Source organism: Bradyrhizobium sp. SK17 (genome assembly GCF_002831585.1).
Taxonomy (GTDB): Bacteria; Pseudomonadota; Alphaproteobacteria; order Rhizobiales; family Xanthobacteraceae; genus Bradyrhizobium.
Genome location: NZ_CP025113.1, coordinates 621,306 through 637,844, shown reverse-complemented (window position 1 = coordinate 637,844; position 16,539 = coordinate 621,306). Strand labels below are relative to the sequence as shown.

At 64.3% G+C, this 16,539-nt stretch carries 14 protein-coding genes; 4 read left to right on the top strand and 10 right to left on the bottom strand.

Translation table 11 applies throughout. The features are described 5' to 3' along the window. The first annotated feature begins 5 nt into the window (after positions 1–5). The 3 genes from CWS35_RS02970 to CWS35_RS02960 all read left to right on the top strand — a co-directional run bounded on the left by CWS35_RS02970 (position 6) and on the right by CWS35_RS02960 (position 2,569). A complete protein-coding gene (locus CWS35_RS02970; protein WP_024581715.1) occupies positions 6–767 on the top strand; it encodes an SDR family NAD(P)-dependent oxidoreductase in 762 nt (253 codons plus the stop codon). Positions 768–831: 64 nt separating this feature from the next. Then, positions 832–1,251, top strand: coding sequence for a thioesterase family protein (locus tag CWS35_RS02965; protein WP_100950682.1), 420 nt, complete (start codon positions 832–834; stop codon positions 1,249–1,251). 166 nt (positions 1,252–1,417) lie between these two features. Then, positions 1,418–2,569, top strand: a complete 1,152-nt coding sequence (locus CWS35_RS02960) for an ABC transporter substrate-binding protein (protein ID WP_024581717.1) — start codon at positions 1,418–1,420, stop codon at positions 2,567–2,569. Positions 2,570–2,918: 349 nt separating this feature from the next. Here the strand turns inward: CWS35_RS02960 and CWS35_RS02955 are convergent, their stop codons facing one another. Genes CWS35_RS02955 through CWS35_RS02945 form a run of 3 tightly spaced genes read right to left on the bottom strand, consistent with a single transcriptional unit; the run spans position 2,919 to position 6,462 of the window. Continuing rightward, positions 2,919–3,650 (bottom strand): ABC transporter ATP-binding protein, encoded by a 732-nt coding sequence (locus CWS35_RS02955; protein ID WP_100950680.1) that lies wholly within the window; start codon positions 3,648–3,650, stop codon positions 2,919–2,921. After that, a complete protein-coding gene (locus tag CWS35_RS02950; RefSeq protein ID WP_024581719.1) occupies positions 3,647–5,416 on the bottom strand; it encodes an ATP-binding cassette domain-containing protein in 1,770 nt (589 codons plus the stop codon). The genes CWS35_RS02955 and CWS35_RS02950 overlap by 4 nt, the downstream gene beginning before the upstream one ends. Positions 5,417–5,421: 5 nt before the next feature. Further along, positions 5,422–6,462, bottom strand: coding sequence for a branched-chain amino acid ABC transporter permease (locus tag CWS35_RS02945; protein WP_168226256.1), 1,041 nt, complete (start codon positions 6,460–6,462; stop codon positions 5,422–5,424). Between the two features lie 178 nt (positions 6,463–6,640). Here CWS35_RS02945 and CWS35_RS02940 point away from each other — a divergent pair, with 178 nt between their 5' ends. Further along, positions 6,641–7,159 (top strand): MarR family winged helix-turn-helix transcriptional regulator, encoded by a 519-nt coding sequence (locus CWS35_RS02940; RefSeq protein WP_024581721.1) that lies wholly within the window; start codon positions 6,641–6,643, stop codon positions 7,157–7,159. Between the two features lie 117 nt (positions 7,160–7,276). Here CWS35_RS02940 and CWS35_RS02935 read toward each other — a convergent pair whose 3' ends face one another. The 7 genes from CWS35_RS02935 to CWS35_RS02905 all read right to left on the bottom strand — a co-directional run bounded on the left by CWS35_RS02935 (position 7,277) and on the right by CWS35_RS02905 (position 16,538). Further along, entirely contained in the window at positions 7,277–8,560 is a 1,284-nt protein-coding gene (locus CWS35_RS02935; protein ID WP_100950676.1) for a glycerate kinase, read from the bottom strand. Positions 8,561–8,582: 22 nt separating this feature from the next. Next, positions 8,583–9,815 carry an ABC transporter substrate-binding protein gene (locus CWS35_RS02930; RefSeq protein WP_100950674.1) on the bottom strand — a complete coding sequence of 411 codons (1,233 nt, stop codon included), beginning with the start codon at positions 9,813–9,815 and terminating at the stop codon, positions 8,583–8,585. Positions 9,816–10,003: 188 nt separating this feature from the next. Continuing rightward, positions 10,004–11,230: an ABC transporter substrate-binding protein gene (locus CWS35_RS02925; RefSeq protein ID WP_024581724.1), complete on the bottom strand. Its 1,227-nt coding sequence runs from the start codon at positions 11,228–11,230 to the stop codon at positions 10,004–10,006. A 169-nt stretch (positions 11,231–11,399) separates the two neighbouring features. Continuing rightward, the gene (locus CWS35_RS02920; RefSeq protein WP_100950672.1) at positions 11,400–12,626 is read right to left on the bottom strand and encodes an ABC transporter substrate-binding protein; all 1,227 of its coding nucleotides are present in this window, start codon (positions 12,624–12,626) and stop codon (positions 11,400–11,402) included. Between the two features lie 241 nt (positions 12,627–12,867). Next, on the bottom strand, positions 12,868–14,094 hold the full coding sequence (locus CWS35_RS02915) for an ABC transporter substrate-binding protein (RefSeq protein WP_100950670.1): 1,227 nt from the start codon (positions 14,092–14,094) through the stop codon (positions 12,868–12,870). A 120-nt stretch (positions 14,095–14,214) separates the two neighbouring features. Beyond that, a complete protein-coding gene (locus CWS35_RS02910) occupies positions 14,215–15,438 on the bottom strand; it encodes an ABC transporter substrate-binding protein (protein WP_100950668.1) in 1,224 nt (407 codons plus the stop codon). 83 nt (positions 15,439–15,521) lie between these two features. Then, positions 15,522–16,538 (bottom strand): branched-chain amino acid ABC transporter permease, encoded by a 1,017-nt coding sequence (locus tag CWS35_RS02905; RefSeq protein WP_024581728.1) that lies wholly within the window; start codon positions 16,536–16,538, stop codon positions 15,522–15,524. Position 16,539: the final 1 nt, after the last annotated feature.

The following is a 16,539-nucleotide window of genomic DNA, read 5'->3' as shown; positions in this document are numbered from 1 at the left end:
ACGCCATGCAGTTGAAGGACCAGGCCGCCATCGTCACCGGCGGTGCATCGGGATTGGGTGCCGCGACCGCGCGCCGGCTGGCCGCGCAGGGTGCCAAGGTCGCGGTCTGCGACCTCAACGCCAAGCTCGCCGAGAGCGTCGCGGCGGAGATCGGCGGCATTGCCGTTGTCTGCGACGTTGCCGACGCCGCTGCCGCCGAGGCTGCGGTCGCTGCCGCCGCCAAGGCGCATGGCCCGGCGCGCGTGCTGGTGAACTGCGCCGGCATCGGCGTGGCAAAACGCGTGATCGGCCGCGAAGGGCCGATGGCGCTGGCCGACTTCGACAAGGTGATCAAGGTCAATCTGCTCGGCTCCTTCAACATGCTGCGGCTTGCCACCGCCGAGATGTCGAAGCTCGAGCCGCAGGCGACCGGCGAGCGCGGCGTCGTGATCTCGACCGCCTCGGTCGCGGCCTACGACGGACAGATCGGGCAGGCGGCCTATTCGGCGTCCAAGGGCGGCATCGTCGCGATGACCTTGCCGATCGCGCGCGAGCTCGCGCAGTTCGGTATCCGCGTGCTGACGATCGCGCCCGGCCTTTTCATGACGCCCTTGCTCGCCGGCCTACCGCAGGAGGCCCAGGACTCGCTCGCCGCCGCGATCCCGTTCCCGCGCCGGCTCGGCCAGGCCGACGAGTTCGCTTCGCTGGCGCTGCACATGATCGACAATCCCTATCTGAACGGCGAAGTGGTGCGGCTCGATGCCGCGCTCCGGATGGCCCCGCGCTGACGCATGATCCGGAACGGCGCGAAACGCCGTTCCGGATCGATCACGATTAATCGAGGGATAGACCATGTTCATCCACCGGCGCGACGTGCAGATCCAGTGGGGCGATTGCGACCCTGCCAACATCGTCTATTACCCGCGCTACTTCGCGATGTTCGACGACTCGACTTCGATCATGTTCGAGGCCGCCGGCTGCTCGAAGCAGGACCTGGTCCACAAATACGGCCTGGTCGGCATTCCCATGGTCGACACAAGGGCGAAATTCCACATCCCGTCGACCCATGGCGACTGGATTACCATCGAGACCCGGATCGAGAGCATCAAGCGCTCGAGCTTCGAGGTGGTGCACCGCGTGTTCAAGGGCGAGCAGCTTGCGATCGAGGCCTTCGAGACCAGGGTGCTGGTCGGCCGCCATCCGGACGATCCGGACAGGCTGAAATCGTCGCCATTTCCGCAGGAGATCATCGACCGCTTCATGAGCGGCTGAACTTGTTCATGAAGGGCTGACGTGCCGCCCTTCGTGACTCGACTTTTGGAGCATGACTCTCCTGGAAAACCGGTTTCCACTTTTCCGGATCATGCTCTAAAGAAGGGGCTGAATTGGCCCGCGAAACCGGTTTAAACCCAAAAAACATATCCGCAGGGAGGAATGAATGAGGAAGGCCACTCTCGCCGCCGCGGTGCTCGCAGCAGCTTTCGCGCTGCCGGGCATGTCCGCGCAGGCGCAGACCAATGAGATCACCATCGGCATTTCGATCTCGACCACGGGGCCGGCCGCGGCGCTCGGCATCCCCGAGCGCAACGCGCTCGATTTCGTGCCGAAGGAGATCGGCGGCGTGCCGCTGAAGCTGATCGTGCTCGATGACGGCGGCGATCCGACGGCCGCGACCACCAATGCGCGGCGCTTCGTCACCGAGTCCAAGGCCGACATCATCATGGGCTCCTGCACCACGCCGCCGACGATCGCGGTGTCGACGGTGGCCAACGAGGCCGGCATCCCGCATTTGGGTCTGGCGCCGTTCCCGATCAACGACGCCCGCGCCAAGTGGTCGGTCGACCTGCCGCAGTCGGCGTCGATCATGGCCAAGGCGCTCTACGAGCACATGAAGGCTCACAACATCAAGACCGTCGGCTATATCGGCTACTCGGATTCCTATGGCGATCTCTGGGTCACCGACTTCAAGGCCCACGCCGTACCGATGGGCCTGACCATGACCGACGAGGAGCGCTTCGCGCGTCCCGACACCTCGGTCGCCGGCCAGGTGCTGAAGCTCGTCGCCTCCAATCCGGACGCCATCCTGATCGGCGCCTCGGGCACCGCTGCCGCGCTGCCGCAAACCGCGCTGCGCGAGCGCGGTTACAAGGGCCTGATCTACCAGACCCACGGCGCAGCCACGATGGACTTCATCCGCATCGCGGGCGCTGCTGCTGAAGGCGTCATCATGGCGGCGGGACCGGTGATGTCGCCGGAGACCCAGCCAGACAGCGCGCTGACCAAGAAGCCCGGCCTTGCGCTCAACACCGCCTATGAAGCCAAGTACGGCGCCAACAGCCGCAGCCAGTTCGCCGGCCACTCCTACGACGCGTTCCAGGTGCTGAACCGCATCATCCCAACGGCGCTGAAGACCGCCAAGCCCGGCACGCCGGAATTCCGCGAGGCGATCCGTCAGGCGTTGATCTCCGAGAAGGAGATCGTCGCGAGCCAGGGCGTCTACAACTGGACTGAAAAGGACCGCTACGGCCTCGACGACCGCTCGCGTATCCTGCTGACGGTCAAGGACGGGAAGTACGTCCCGGCGATGTGAGCCAGTCACGGGCTTGGACGAAGCGAAGAAGCCGGTCTCGAAGCAGACCGGCTTTTTTCTTAGCCTCCGCAGGAGAGGCGTTCACCCGAAATTGCGCAAGGTGGGCAAGTTGCGCGGGCTCCCCCCTTGCGGGGGAGGGGTGGGGAGAGGGGTAAGCCGCGGGCAAGATGATCGATGGGATTGTCGCTAGCGCAATCTCGGTCGCGCGTAGTTGAAGCGCGTACGGCAAGAGCATGCCGTGTGACACCCCTCTCCCTAACCCTCCCCGCAAGGGGGGAGGGAACCCTACTGCCGGGAGCTCCCTCACATTGGCGCGCTTGGCGATCCATCCGCGTACGTACCAGCGTTCCTAAATCGCGCTCTCGCCCTCGTGCTGGAAGCCGAGATAGCTCGCGGCGACGCCCTTGTTGGCGGCGATGTCCTTGGCTGGGCCCGACAGCACGAATTCGCCGAGCTCCATCACATAGGCGCGGTCGGCGATCTGGAGTGCGGCCTGGGCATTCTGCTCGACCAGCAGCACCGAGACCCCGGCTGCGCGGAGCTCGCCGACGATGCGGAAGATGTCGGCGACGATGATCGGGGCGAGGCCGAGGCTCGGCTCGTCCAGCATCAGGAGTTTTGGCGCGCCCATCAGCGCGCGGCCCATCGCCAGCATCTGCTGCTCGCCGCCGGACAGCGTGCCGGCGAGCTGCTTGCGCCGCTCCTTGAGCCGCGGAAACAGGGTGTAGACCCGCTCCAGCGAGGTCGCGGCGACAGCCTTCGCGATCCGGAACGCGCCGAGCTCGAGATTGTCCTCGACATTCATGGTGCCGAACAATTCGCGATGCTCGGGCACCAGGCTCAAGCCCTTCGCGACGCGGTCCTCGATGTCGAGCGGCGCCATGTCGGCGCCAGCGAAGCTGGTGCGGCCCTTTAGCGGCAGCACGCCCATCATGGCGTTGAGCAGCGTGGTCTTGCCGGCGCCGTTGGCGCCGATGATGGTAACGATCTCGTTGTCGGCGACGTCGAGCGAGACGCCGCGTACCGCCTCGACCTTGCCGTAGGAAATGTGGACGTCGGCGACCGATAGCAGCGCAGTCATGCGGCGGCTCCGAGATAGGCCTTGATCACGTCGGGATTGCGCTTGATCGCGGCCGGCGTTCCCTCGGCGATCTTGGTGCCGAAATCGAGCACCACGATGCGGTCGGCGAGATCCATCACGAAGCCCATGTCGTGCTCGACCAGCAGCACCGACATGCCGCCGTCGCGCAATTGCCGCAGCAGCGCAGCCAGCCGCTGCTTCTCCATGTGGCGCAGGCCGGCGGCCGGCTCGTCGAGCAGCAGCAGCATCGGATCGACGCACAGCGCGCGCGCGATCTCGACGATGCGCTGCTGGCCGAGCGACAGCGAACCCGCGAGCTGGTCGATCTGGTCGGACAGGCCGACGCGTTCGATCTGCCGCGCGGCCTCCGCCAAAAGCCTCGCTTCGTCGGCGCGGTCGAGCCGCAGCATGCTGGAGATCGCGCCGGACGAGCCGCGCAGATGGGCGCCGATCGCGACGTTCTCGAGCACGGTCATGTCGGGCACCAGCTTGACGTGCTGGAAGGTCCTGGACACGCCGAGCTTGACCACCTCCTGGGGCGGGGCGTTGGCAACTTCCCTGCCGAGCACCGAGACCTTGCCGCCGGTCGTGGCCAGCACGCCGGTGATCAGGTTGAAGGTGGTGCTCTTGCCGGCGCCGTTCGGGCCGATCAGCGCGACGATCTCGCGGGCGTTGACGTCGAACGAGACGTCGTTCACGGCGACCACGCCGCCGAACTGCTTCCGTGCCTTCTCGACATGCAGCAGCACCGGCGACGAGCCGGCAGCGCGCTCGGGATGCTCCAGCTTCACCGACGTATCAGGCGTCTTGCGCGCGGGCTTGAACGGCAGCCGCGACATCAGCCAGGGCCAGACGCCCTGCGGCGCGAGCTGCAACAGCAGCACCAGCATGATGCCGAACACGATGGTCTCGAGCTGGCTCTGGCCGCCGAAGATGTAGGGCAGGTAGCTTTGCAGCACTTCCTTGAGGATCACGACGATGGCCGCGCCGAGCACGCCGCCCCAGACGTAGCCGGCACCGCCGACCACGGCGATGAACAGATATTCGATGCCGGCCTGCGCGCCGAACGGCGTCGGGTTTGCGGCGCGCTGGAAATGCGCATAGAGCCAGCCGGACAGGCCGGCCAGAACGGCGGCATAGATGAACACCAGCAGTTTGGCGCGCGGCGTCTGCACGCCGAACGCTTCCGCCGCGACATGCCCGCGCCGCAGCGCGCGGATCGCGCGCCCGGTGCGGGAATCCAGCAGGTTCATGGTCAAGAGCGCGGCGAGCAGCACCGCGACCCAGATCGCGTAATAGATCGCATCCGGGCTCAGCATCTTGAACGAGCCGATCGAGAGCGGCGGAATGCCCGAGATGCCGTCATTGCGGCCGAGGAATTCCAGCTTGCTGAACAGATAGAACAGGCCGATGCCCCAGGCGATGGTGCCGAGCGGCAGGTAATGGCCCGACAGCCGCACCGTGACGAGGCCGAGCAGCACCGCCGCGATGCCGCTGACCAGAAGCGATGCCGGCAAGGTCAGCCAGGGCGAGACGCCATAGGCTGTGGTCAACACCGCCGTGGTGTAGGCGCCGAAGCCGCAGAACGCGGCCTGTCCGAACGAAGTGAGGCCGCCGACGCCGGTGAGCAGCACCAGCCCCATCGCCACCAGCGCGGCGAGGCCGATATTGTCGAGCAGCACGATCCAGAACGGCGGGACGCCCGGGAGCAGCGGGATCACCGCCATCGCGAGCGCGAAGATGATCAGAGGCAGCCGCTGCGTCATCGCGCTCAATCCTTCTCTTCTTCGACCTGGGGCGCTGCGAGCGAGCGCAGCACCAGGACGGGAAGGATCAGCGTGAACACGATGACTTCCTTGAAGTTGCTGGCGTAGAACGACGAGAAGGCCTCGACGATGCCGACCACGATGGCCGCGACCGCGGTCAGGGGATAGCTGACCAGGCCGCCGATGATGGCGGCGATGAAACCCTTCAGGCCGATCAGGAAGCCGGTGTCGTAATAGAGCGTGGTGATCGGCACGATCAGGATGCCGGAGATCGCGCCGATCACGGATGCGAGCAGGAACGCGATCTGGCCCGACAGCGTGGTGCGGATGCCGACCAGGCGGGCGCCGAGCCGATTGACCGCGGTGGCGCGCAGCGCCTTGCCGGTCCTGGTGTAGCCGAAGAACAGCCAAAGGGCGGCGATGAAGCCGACCGTCAGGCCGTACACCGCGAGGCTCTGGCCGGTGAAACGCAGCGGGCCCGCGGTCACCGCGGCGTTCGACAGCGCCGGGCCGCGCAGGCCTTCGGCACCGAAGAACACCAGGCCGAGGCCCTGTAGCGCCAGATGGCAGCCGACCGAGGCGATCAACAGCACCAGCACGGAGGTGTGCGCGATCGGCTGGAACGCGATGCGGTAGAGGAACAGCCCGATCGCCGCCACGATCAGCAGCGCCAGCGCGATGTTGACGGCGATCGGCGTGTTCGGGCCGACCAGCGCATAGGTCAGGCCAAGCAGCGCGAACGGGAAGGCGATGTTGAGCGCGGCCGAGCGTATCACCTTGCCGGCGTGCAGCGCCTTGCGCGCGAAGAACAGGTCGAGGGCGAAGGCGACGAGCCCCATCGCGACCGCGAGCCGCACGGTGCCGGGCACCTGGCCGGTCGCCAGCATGGCGTAGCTCAGCGCGCCATAGGTCACGAATTCGCCTTGCGGGATCAGGATCACCCGCGTCACCGCGAACACCAGCACCAGGGCCAGCCCAAGCAGTGCGTAGATCGCGCCATTGGTGATGCCGTCCTGCAGCAGGAACAGCATGATCGTTGTGTTCAAGGCTGAGCGTCCCCCTTAAGCGTCGGGCCGTCGCAACCGGCTGTGCCGGTCGGGTCGGCCGATATCGGCTGTTGATAGCCGTCGATATTAGATATAGCGGATAACAATTATTGGATATAATCTCAAGATCCCCGAGCGTCCCGCGGGGTTTTTGTACCGGGATTGCGAGCCTGGAGCGATGACTGTTTCCAAGACCGCCTCCGATGTCGTCAGGTCTCCGCGCGCCACGCGTCGGGAACCGGTCGATCCTGCCGGGGACGACAGCATGCTGCAATTGGGCGAACTGTCAGGTTTGCTCGGCTATTCGTTGAAGCGGGCGCAACTCAAGGTATTCGAGGACTTCCTGCGCTGCGTGGCGCCGCTGCAACTGACCCCGGCGCAGTTCTCGGTGCTGCTGCTGCTCGACAAGAACCCGGGTCGCAACCAGACCGAGATCGCCAACACGCTCGGCATCCTCCGGCCGAATTTCGTCGCGATGCTCGACGCGCTGGAGAGCCGCGACCTTTGCGCGCGGATGCGCTCCACCAATGACCGCCGCTCCCACATCCTGGTCCTCACCGACAAGGGCCGCGCCGTGCTGGCGCGCGCCAAGAAGCTGGTCGCCAACAAGCACGAGGCTCGGCTGATCGAGGTGCTCGGCCCGGCCAACCACGCCGCGCTGCTGGAAATGCTGGCGAAGCTCGCGCAGGAGTTTTGAGGGCTCGTCATTCCGAGGCTCGCGAAGCGAGAGCCCGGAATCCATGGCGCCGCAAGCTTCGCGGCTGAATGGATTCCGGGCTCAGCCCTGCGGGCTGCCCCGGAATGACAAGGCGCCTCAATCCACCAAAATCACCCTGACATCATTCACATTGGTCAGCGTCGGGCCGGTCAGCAGCAGGTCGCCGGTCTGCGCGAAGAAGCCGGTGGCGTCGTTGTTCTCGAGATAGGCCTTCGGATCGAGGCCGATCGATTTCATCTTGGCGAAGGTCGCCTGGTCGATCATGGCGCCGGCGGGGTCGGTCGCGCTGCCGGCACCGCCATCGGCGCCATCGGTGTCGGCGGCGAGCGCCGCGATGTCGGGCGTATCCTTGAGCAGGCCGGCGAGCGCCAGCGCATATTCCTGGTTGGGTCCGCCGCGGCCGTTGCCGCGCACCGTCACCGTGAGCTCGCCGCCGGAGACGATCGCGACGCGCTTGCCTTCGCTGCGCGCCTTCAGCGCCAACCGCGCATGCTCGGCCGCAACCTCGCGGGCTTCGCCTTCGAGATCGGCGCCGAGCGCGATGGTCTCGTAGCCGGCGTCCTGCGCGACCTTCACCGCGGCGTCGATCGAGGCCTTCGGCTTTGCCAGCAGCTCGAACGTGGCGCGCGCAAAGGCGGGATCGCCGGGCTTGCAGCTCTCATTGCTGGGATCGTCGAGCGCGCGGCGCACCGCGTCATCGACCGAGAGATTGTACTTGGCGACCAGCGCGCGGGCATCCGCCAGCGTGGTCGGATCCGGCACCGTCGGGCCCGAGGCGATCGCCGAGGGATCGTCATGCGGCACGTCCGAGATCGCCAGGGTGACGATCTCGGCGGCGTGCTGGCCGGCGCGCGCCAGCCGTCCGCCCTTGATCCGCGACAGATGCTTGCGGACGATGTTCATTTCGCCGATCGGCGCACCGGAGCGCAGCAGCGCGCGGTTGACCTGTTGCTTCTGGGCAAAGCTGACGCCCTCGACCGGCGCGATCCAGTTCGCCGAGCCCCCCCCGGTCAAGAGCACCAGCAGCAGGTCGTCGGGCGTCGCTTCCGCCGCCAGCCGCAACGTATCGTCGGCGGCGCGCAGGCCGGCCTCGTCGGGCACCGGGTGGCCGGCCTCGACCACCTGGATGCGGCGGGTCGGCACGCCGTGGCCGTGGCGGGTGGTGGCGATGCCGACCAGCCGCTGTGGCTCGAGGCCGAGCGTATCGAGATAGTGCCGTTCCGCCGCCGCCGCCATCGCGCCGGCGCCCTTGCCGGCGGCGAGGCAGATCACCCGTCCCTTCGGCACCGGCCGCAGCCGCGCCGCGAGCACGACGTCGGGATGCGCAGCCGCCACCGCGGCATCGAAGATCGAACGCAGGAAGGGACGACGGTCGGTCATGGCTGGGCCTCCGTATGACGGATCAGTTGCCGGCGATCTCGCCGCTGATGACGTCGCCGAACAACTGCCAGCGCTCGCCCTTGAACTGCATCAGCTGCAACTGCTCGATCGGCTGGAAGTCGGCAGGGCCGGTGGTGAGCGTCACGCCCGGCAGCAGGCCGCCTTGCGCGAACTGCTTCAGGCTCGCCGCCTGCTTCATGACGTTGGCGCGGGTGAGATCGTCGCCGCAGCGGCGCAGCACCTCGACCATGGTGGTCGCCATGTTGTAGCCGGTCATCGCCGAAGCATCGGCGCGGTTGGTGTCGGGCAAATATTTGGCGAGCAGATCGTCGAACGCCTTCATGCCGGAATCGTCCTTCCACTGCGGATCGCTGGCGTCCTTGGCGTAGGCCGCCGAGATCACGCCCTGCGCATTGTCGAGCCCGGCCGGACGCATCACCGTCGCGGTGGAGGCCGAGACGTTGGAGACGATCGTCACCGGCTTCCAGTTCATCTCGCCGAGCTTCTTGATCGCCTGGGCGCCGAATTTCGGCGTGGTGAAGAAGATGATGACGTCGGGATTGGCGGATTTCAGCCGCACCACATGGGAATCGATGGTGGGTTCGGCGACCTCGTAGCTCTCCTTGGCGACGATTCCAGCCGGATTGCCGGCGAAGCCGTCTTCCAGGCCCTTGAGATAGTCCTTGCCCATGTCGTCGTTCTGGTAGAGCACCGCGACCTTGGCCGTGGGCTTCTCCTTGAGCAGATACTTCGCGTAGATCCGCGACTCGCTCTGGTAGCTCGGCAGCCAGCCCATGGTCCACGGGAAGGCCTTCGGGTCGTTCCACTTGGTGGCGCCGGTGGCGACGAACAGCTGCGGCACCTTCTTGGCGTTGAGATACTTCTGGATCGCGGTGTTGGAGGCGGTGCCGAGCGTGCCGAACAGGAACAGCACCTCGTCGCTCTCGACCAGCTTGCGCGCCTGCTCCACCGCCTTTGGCGGCGAATAGGCGTCGTCGTAGGAAATGAAATTGATCTTGCGGCCGTTGATGCCGCCGTCGTCGTTGACCTTCTTGAACACCGCGCCCATGGCCTTGCCGACCACGCCATAGGCCGACGCCGGGCCGCTATAGGGGACGATGTTGCCGATCTTGATCTCGGTATCGCTGGCGCCGGTGTCGTACTTCTTCTGCGCCCATGCGGCATGCCCGGTCGCGACAGCGACGGTGAGGCCGAGCAGGGCGGTTGCGATACGGTGTCGGATCGGCATCGTCATGTCCCGAAAACTCCTTGTTGTTCCCGCGCCAGGGCGTCGGTTTCGTTTCGGATGATTGCCGGTTTTCCTAGCGCATTGCCGGGCAAAGTGTAAGCGGCATCGCCCCGGGAGCCGGCGCAATGGCTAATGAAAAAGCCTCCTGCGACGGTATCGCAGGAGGCCATTCAGTTTCGTCCGTTGATGGAAAATCAGCCGCCGACGTCGGCGCTGATGACGTCACCGAACAGTTCCCATTTCTCGCCCTTGAACTTCATCAGCTGCAACTGGCTGATCGGCGCGAAATCGTTCGGCGCGGTGTTGATCTTGATGCCGGGCAGCAGCACCTCGGTGCGGAAGTCCTGCAAGTTCGCCGCCTGCTTCATGATGTTCTCGCGCGTGAGGTTGTCGCCGCACTGCTTCAGCACCTGGACCAGGGTCTGCGCCACGCCGTAGCCGGTCACGGTGCCGCCGTCGAGCTTGTCGCCTTCCGGGAAGTCCTTGGCCATGAAGGCGTAGAATTCCTTCATGCCGGGATCATTGTCCCATTGCTTGTCGGAGGCGTCCTTCAGGTAGGCGGCGGAGATGATGCCCTGCGCGTTGTCGTAGCCTGCCGGCTTGATCACGCTGCCGACCGATGCCGACACGTTGTTGAGGAAGTGGGTCGGCTTCCAGCCGAGCTCGGCGACCTTCTTGATCGCCTGGGCGGCGAATTTCGGCGTTGCGATGTCGACGAAGACGTCAGCGTTGCTGGCTTTGAGCTTGACGATGTGATTGTCGATGCTCGGCTCCGAGGTCTCGAAACTGTCCTCGGCGACGATCATGCTGGCGGCCTTCTGGCCGAGACCATCCTTCAGACCCTTGAGATAGTCCTTGCCGTAATCGTCGTTCTGGTAGAGCACGGCGATCTTGGCGTTCGGCATGTTCTTCAAGATGTATTTTGCGTAGATCTGGGTCTCGCTCTGGTAGTTGGGCTGCCAGCCCATGGTCCACGGAAACTCCTTCGGATCGTTCCACTTGGTGGCGCCGGTGGCGACGAACAGCTGCGGCACCTTCTTGGAGTTCATGTATTTCTGGATCGCCGAGTTCGACGGCGTCCCGAGCGAGTTGAAGATCAGCAGCACCTCGTCGCTCTCGACCAGCTTGCGGGCCTGCTCCACGGCCTTCGGCGGCGAGTAGGCGTCGTCGTAGGAGATGAAGTTGATTTTGCGGCCGTTGATGCCGCCGGCGTCGTTGATCTTCTTGAAATAGGCGGCCTCGGTGCGGCCGATGATGCCGTAAGCGGATGCGGGTCCGCTGTAAGGCATGATGTTGCCGATCTTGATCTCGGTGTCGCTGGCGCCGGTGTCGTATTTCTTCTGGGCAAGCGCCGAACCGCTTGAAGCTGCGGCGAGCGCAAGCGCGGCCGCAAGGACCGCCAGATGTCGAGGTGCGGACATTAACGTCTCTCTCCCTGTTGTCAGACTGATGTGTCGTGGCCCCCTGTTTCGAAGGCTCTGTTGTTGTTCGCTAGCAATATCATTCTGTCCCGACCGCCTCAACGACGGGCTCTTGCGACATTGCCGCAGGGGCCGCGCTGTTGGTCGATCGGACTTGCTCGTAACCGCATCAACCGCCGACGTCGCTGCTCAGGATGTCGCCAAAGCGCTCCCAGGTCTCGCCCTTGAAGCGCTCCAGCTGCAATTGCGAGAGCGGGGCGAAATCGGTCGCCGAGGTGTTGACCTTGATGCCGGGCAACAGGCCGCCGAGCTCTAGGTTCTGGATGCTCGCCGCCTGCTTCATGATGTTGGCGCGCGTCAGATTATCGCCGCAGGCCTTCAGCACATGCACCAGTCCCTGCGCCACGGTGTAGGCATACATCACCGAGGCATCGGCGCGGTTGGCGTCCGGATAGTATTGGTCGAGGAACTTGTTCCAGGCGATCATCGCGGGATCGGTCGTCCACTGCGGATCGGTCGGATCCTTCAGATAGGCCGAGGAGATGATGCCCTGGGCGTTCTCCTTGCCGGCGGGCGCAATCACGCTGCCGATCGAGGCCGAGACGTTGTTGAGGAAGTGCAGCGGCTTCCAGCCGAGCTCGGCGTTCTTCTTGATTGCCTGCGCGGCGAATTTCGGCGTGGTGATGTTCATGAAGACGTCGGCGCCCGAAGCCTTCAATGTCACGATATGCGAGTCGATGGTCGGCTCGGTGACCTCGTAGGTGTCTTCCGCGACGATCAGCGACGCCGCCTTGGCACCGAGCCCGTCCTTGAAGCCCTTCAGGTAGTCCTTGCCGTAATCGTCGTTCTGGTAGAGCACGGCGATCTTGGCGTTCGGATGGTTCTTCAGGATGTACTTGGCGTAGATCTGGGTCTCGCTCTGGTAGTTGGGCTGCCAGCCCATGGTCCAGGGAAACTCCTTCGGATCGTTCCATTTGGTGGCGCCGGTGGCGACGAACAGCTGCGGCACCTTCTTGGTGTTCATGTATTTCTGGATCGCCGAGTTCGGCGGCGTGCCGAGCGGATTGAAGATCAGCAGCACCTCGTCGCTTTCGACCAGCTTGCGCGCCTGCTCGACGGTTTTCGGCGGCGTGTAGGCGTCGTCATAGCTGATGAAGGTGATCTTGCGGCCATTGATGCCGCCTTCGGCGTTGATCTTGCGGAAATAGGCCTCCTCGGTCTTGCCGATCACGCCATAGGCGGACGCAGGGCCGCTGTAGGGCATGATATTGCCGATCTTGATCTCGGTATCGCTCGCGCCGGTGTCGTATTTCTTCTGGGCCAGCGCTGTGCTGCAGGATGCGGAGACGAGCGCGAGCGCAACGGCAAATGCCGCCAGATGTCGTGTTGCAGACATGCGGTTTCTCTCCCTGATAGCAGATGATGTGTCGCGGCCCCCCTGTTTCGAGGGCTCATTGTTATCCGTGCAAACTATCATCTTACCCGGGACGTCTCAACGAAAAGCCCCGCGGCGGTGCCACGGAGGCTGCGTCTTTAGTCGCGCTCACGGGATCGGTGCGAGACATCCGCACAGATTGCGGTTGTTTCGCGCGACGCTGTTGAGTTGAGCGTGCGGATCTGACGACGATCCGCGACGATCAGTTGCTGAGATTGCTCGAAATGATGTCGCCGAACAGCTCCCACTTCTCGCCCTTGAAGCGCATCAAGCGCAGTTGCTTGATCGGTGCGAAGTCGGTGGGCGAGGTGTTGATGCTGATGCCGGGCAGCAGTGTGTCCGGGACAAAGTCCTTCAGGCTCGCGGCCTGCTTCATGACATTGGCGCGGGTGAGATCGTCGCCGCACATCTCGAGCACCTTCACCAGGGTTTGCGCGGCGGCATAGCCGTAGGCGTTGGCGCCGTCGAGCTTGTTGGCGTCGGGATAGTCCTTCTTAAGGAAGGTAAGGAATTTCTCCATGCTGGGATCCTTGTCCCACTGCGGATCGGCGCCGTCCTTGAGATAGGACGCCGACAGGATGCCCTGCGAATTTTCGAAGCCGGCGGGCTGCATCACGCCGCCGACCGAGGCCGAGACGTTGGTGACGATCTGCAACGGCGTCCACGCGATCTCGGCGGCCTTCTTGATCGCCTGCGCCGCGAATTTCGGCGACGTGATGCTGATGAAAGTGTCGGCGCCGGCGGCTTTCAGCTTGACGATGTGGCTGTCGATGGTCGGCTCCGACGTATCGTAGGCCTCCTCGGCCACGATCATCGACGCCTTGTCGCCGAACGCGTCCTTCAGGCCCTTGATGTAGTCCTTGCCGAAATCGTCATTCTGGTAGAGCACGCCGACCTTGGCGTCGGCCTTGTGCTTCATGATGTATTTTGCGTAGACCCTCGCCTCGTCCTGGTAGGACGGCTGCCAACCCATGGTCCATGGATAGTTCTTCGGGTCGTTCCACTTGGAGGCGCCGGATGCGATGAACAACTGGGGCACCTGCTTCTCGTTCATGTATTTCCGGACCGCCGCGTTGCTTCCGGTGCCGACCGAGCCGAACACCAGCAGGACCTGGTCGTCCTCGACCAGCTTGCGCGTCTGCTCCACCGTCTTGGCCGGTGAGTAGCCATCGTCATAGGAGATGAATTTGATCTTGCGGCCGTGGATGCCGCCGGCATCGTTGATCATCCTGAAATAGGCCGCTTCGGCCTTGCCGATCACGCCAAAGGCCGAAGCAGGTCCCGAGTACGGCATGGTGTTGCCGATCTTGATCTCGGTGTCGCTGACGCCGGGGTCATAGGCCTTCTGGGCCAGTGCGCCGTCGCAACACGTCATGATCAGGGCAAATGCGGACAAGAGCGCCGTCAGGGACGGACGTACGGCAGTCATGGTTTCCCCACCTGGAGTCTTTGTTGGAGCGTATTCAATACCATCGGCACCGGGCGTCAACAAAAAGCCCCCGCGACTGAAGTCGCGGAGGCCGGTTGATTTTGTTTCCGCAGTGCAATGTTACTCGGAAGGCACGTCGCCGGAAATGATGTCGCCGAACAGTTCCCATTTCTGACCCTTGAAGCGCTGCATCTGCAACTGGGCGATCGGGGCGAAGTCGGTGGCCGAGGTGTTGATCTTGACGCCGGGCAGCAGCGTGTCGGGCGTGAAGTCCTTCAGGCTGGCGGCCTGCTTCATCACATTGGCGCGGGTCAGATCGTCGCCGCACATCTCGAGCACCTTGGCGAGCGTCTGCGCGGCGCCATAGCCGTAGACATAGCCGCCGTCGGTGCGGTCGGCGCCGGGCATGTACTTGTCGAGGAAGGCCGACCATTTCTTCATGCCGGGATCGTTGGCCCACTGCGGATCGGCGCCGTCCTTGGCGTAGGCCGCCGACAGCACGCCCTGGGCGTTGTCGAAGCCGGCCGGTTGCATCACGCTGCCGACCGAGGCCGACACGTTGGTGATGATCTGCAACGGCTTCCAGCCGAGCTCGGCGGTCTTCTTGATGGTCTGGGCGCCGAACTTCGGCGTGGTGTAGATCAGCAGCACGTCCGGATTGGCGGCCTTGATCTTGACGATGTGGCTGTCGATTGATGGCTCGGATATCTCGTAGCTCTCCTCCATGATGATGCTGGTGGCCGCCTTGGCGCCGAAGCCGTCCTTGGTGCCCTTGAGGTAGTCTTTGCCGAAATCGTCGTTCTGATAGAGGATCGCGACCTTGGCGTCGGGCTTCTCCTTCATCAGCCATTTGGCGTAGATCTGGGCTTCGCTCTGGTAGCTCGGCTGCCAGCCCATGGTCCACGGGAAGTTCTTCGGATCGTTCCACTTGGTGGCGCCGGTGGCGACGAACAGCTGCGGGATCTTCTTGGAGTTCAGGTATTTCTGGATCGCGGTGTTCGACGGCGTGCCGAGCGGGTTGAACACCAGCAGCACCTCGTCGCTCTCGACCAGCTTGCGCACCTGTTCGACCGCCTTCGGCGGCGAGTAGGCATCGTCATAGGTGATGAAGTTGACCTTGCGGCCGTTGATGCCGCCCTGGTCGTTGATCATCTTGAAGTAGGCTTCTTCGGTCTTGCCGATCACGCCATAGGCGGAGGCGGGGCCGCTATAGGGAATGATGTTGCCGACCTTGATCTCGGTATCGGTCGCGCCGGTGTCGTATTTCTTCTGGGCGAATGCGGCAGTGGACGTCGCGGCAACGATCGCCGCGGAAATCGCGGCGATCCGAACGGTAGAAAGCATAATGTCTCCTGGTTTGGTTCTATAGGCTTTTGGTGAGCATGATCCCGTCCGGAAAACCGCGTCGCGGTTTTCCGGATCATGCTTCAGTTTTTCTTGAGCTTCGCGGCCAGCTGCTGGGCAACGATCGCAACCTGCCTGGCGCCGTGCGGCACGAGGAAGATGACGAGGAACAGCAGCACGCCGAACACAGCGCCGGAGAGGCCCTTGGAAATGCCTTCCGCGATGTTGGGCACGAAGATGATGAAGGCGGAACCTACGATCGAGCCCGGCAGCCAGCCGACGCCGCCGACCACCATACCGAGGAACAGCGAGATCGCGAGCTGGATGGTGTAGCCGTCGGGTGCCACGAACTGCACCGCGATGGCGCCGAGACCGCCGGCGACGCCGGTGATGCCGGCCGAGACGCCGAACGCCAGCGTCTTGTACAGCGCGACGTCGACACCCATCGCGGAGGCCGCGATCTCGTTGTCGCGGATCGCCATGAAGGCGCGGCCGGAGCGCGAGCGCAGCAGGTTCACCGAGGCGACATAGATTGCGATCGAGACCACCAGGGTGAAGTAGTAGAGCCACATGTCCTGCGACATCGGCAGGCCGAACGGGGCATCCGGCTTGGTGACGACGAGGCCTTGCACGCCGCCGGTCCAGTGCTCGAAATAGCCGAGCTTGAGCAGCTGCGGCATCGCGGTGGCAAGCGCAAAGGTCGCGAGCGCCAGATAGACGCCGGAAAGCCGCAGCGCCGGCTGGCCGAACAGGAAGCCGAAGCCGAAGCAGACGATGCCGGCGATTGGCAGCGTGAGGGCATAGTTCATGCCCGCATGCTCCATCAGGATCGCCGACGTATAGGCGCCGACGGCATAGAACGCGCTCTGACCGAGCGAGAACTGACCGCTGCCGCCGGTCAGGATGTTGAGGGCCATCACCGCGAGCGCGTAGATCAGAAGCATCGTCATCTGGAAGATGATGAAGTTCTTCACGAACAGCGGGATGATGATCAGCGCGGCCAGCACCACGAGCGAGGTGCCGTAACCCAGGGTCATCGCGCGCTTTGGCACGGCCTCGATGGCCGGGGCTTCTGTGACGATTTCTTCAGCGGCGCTCATG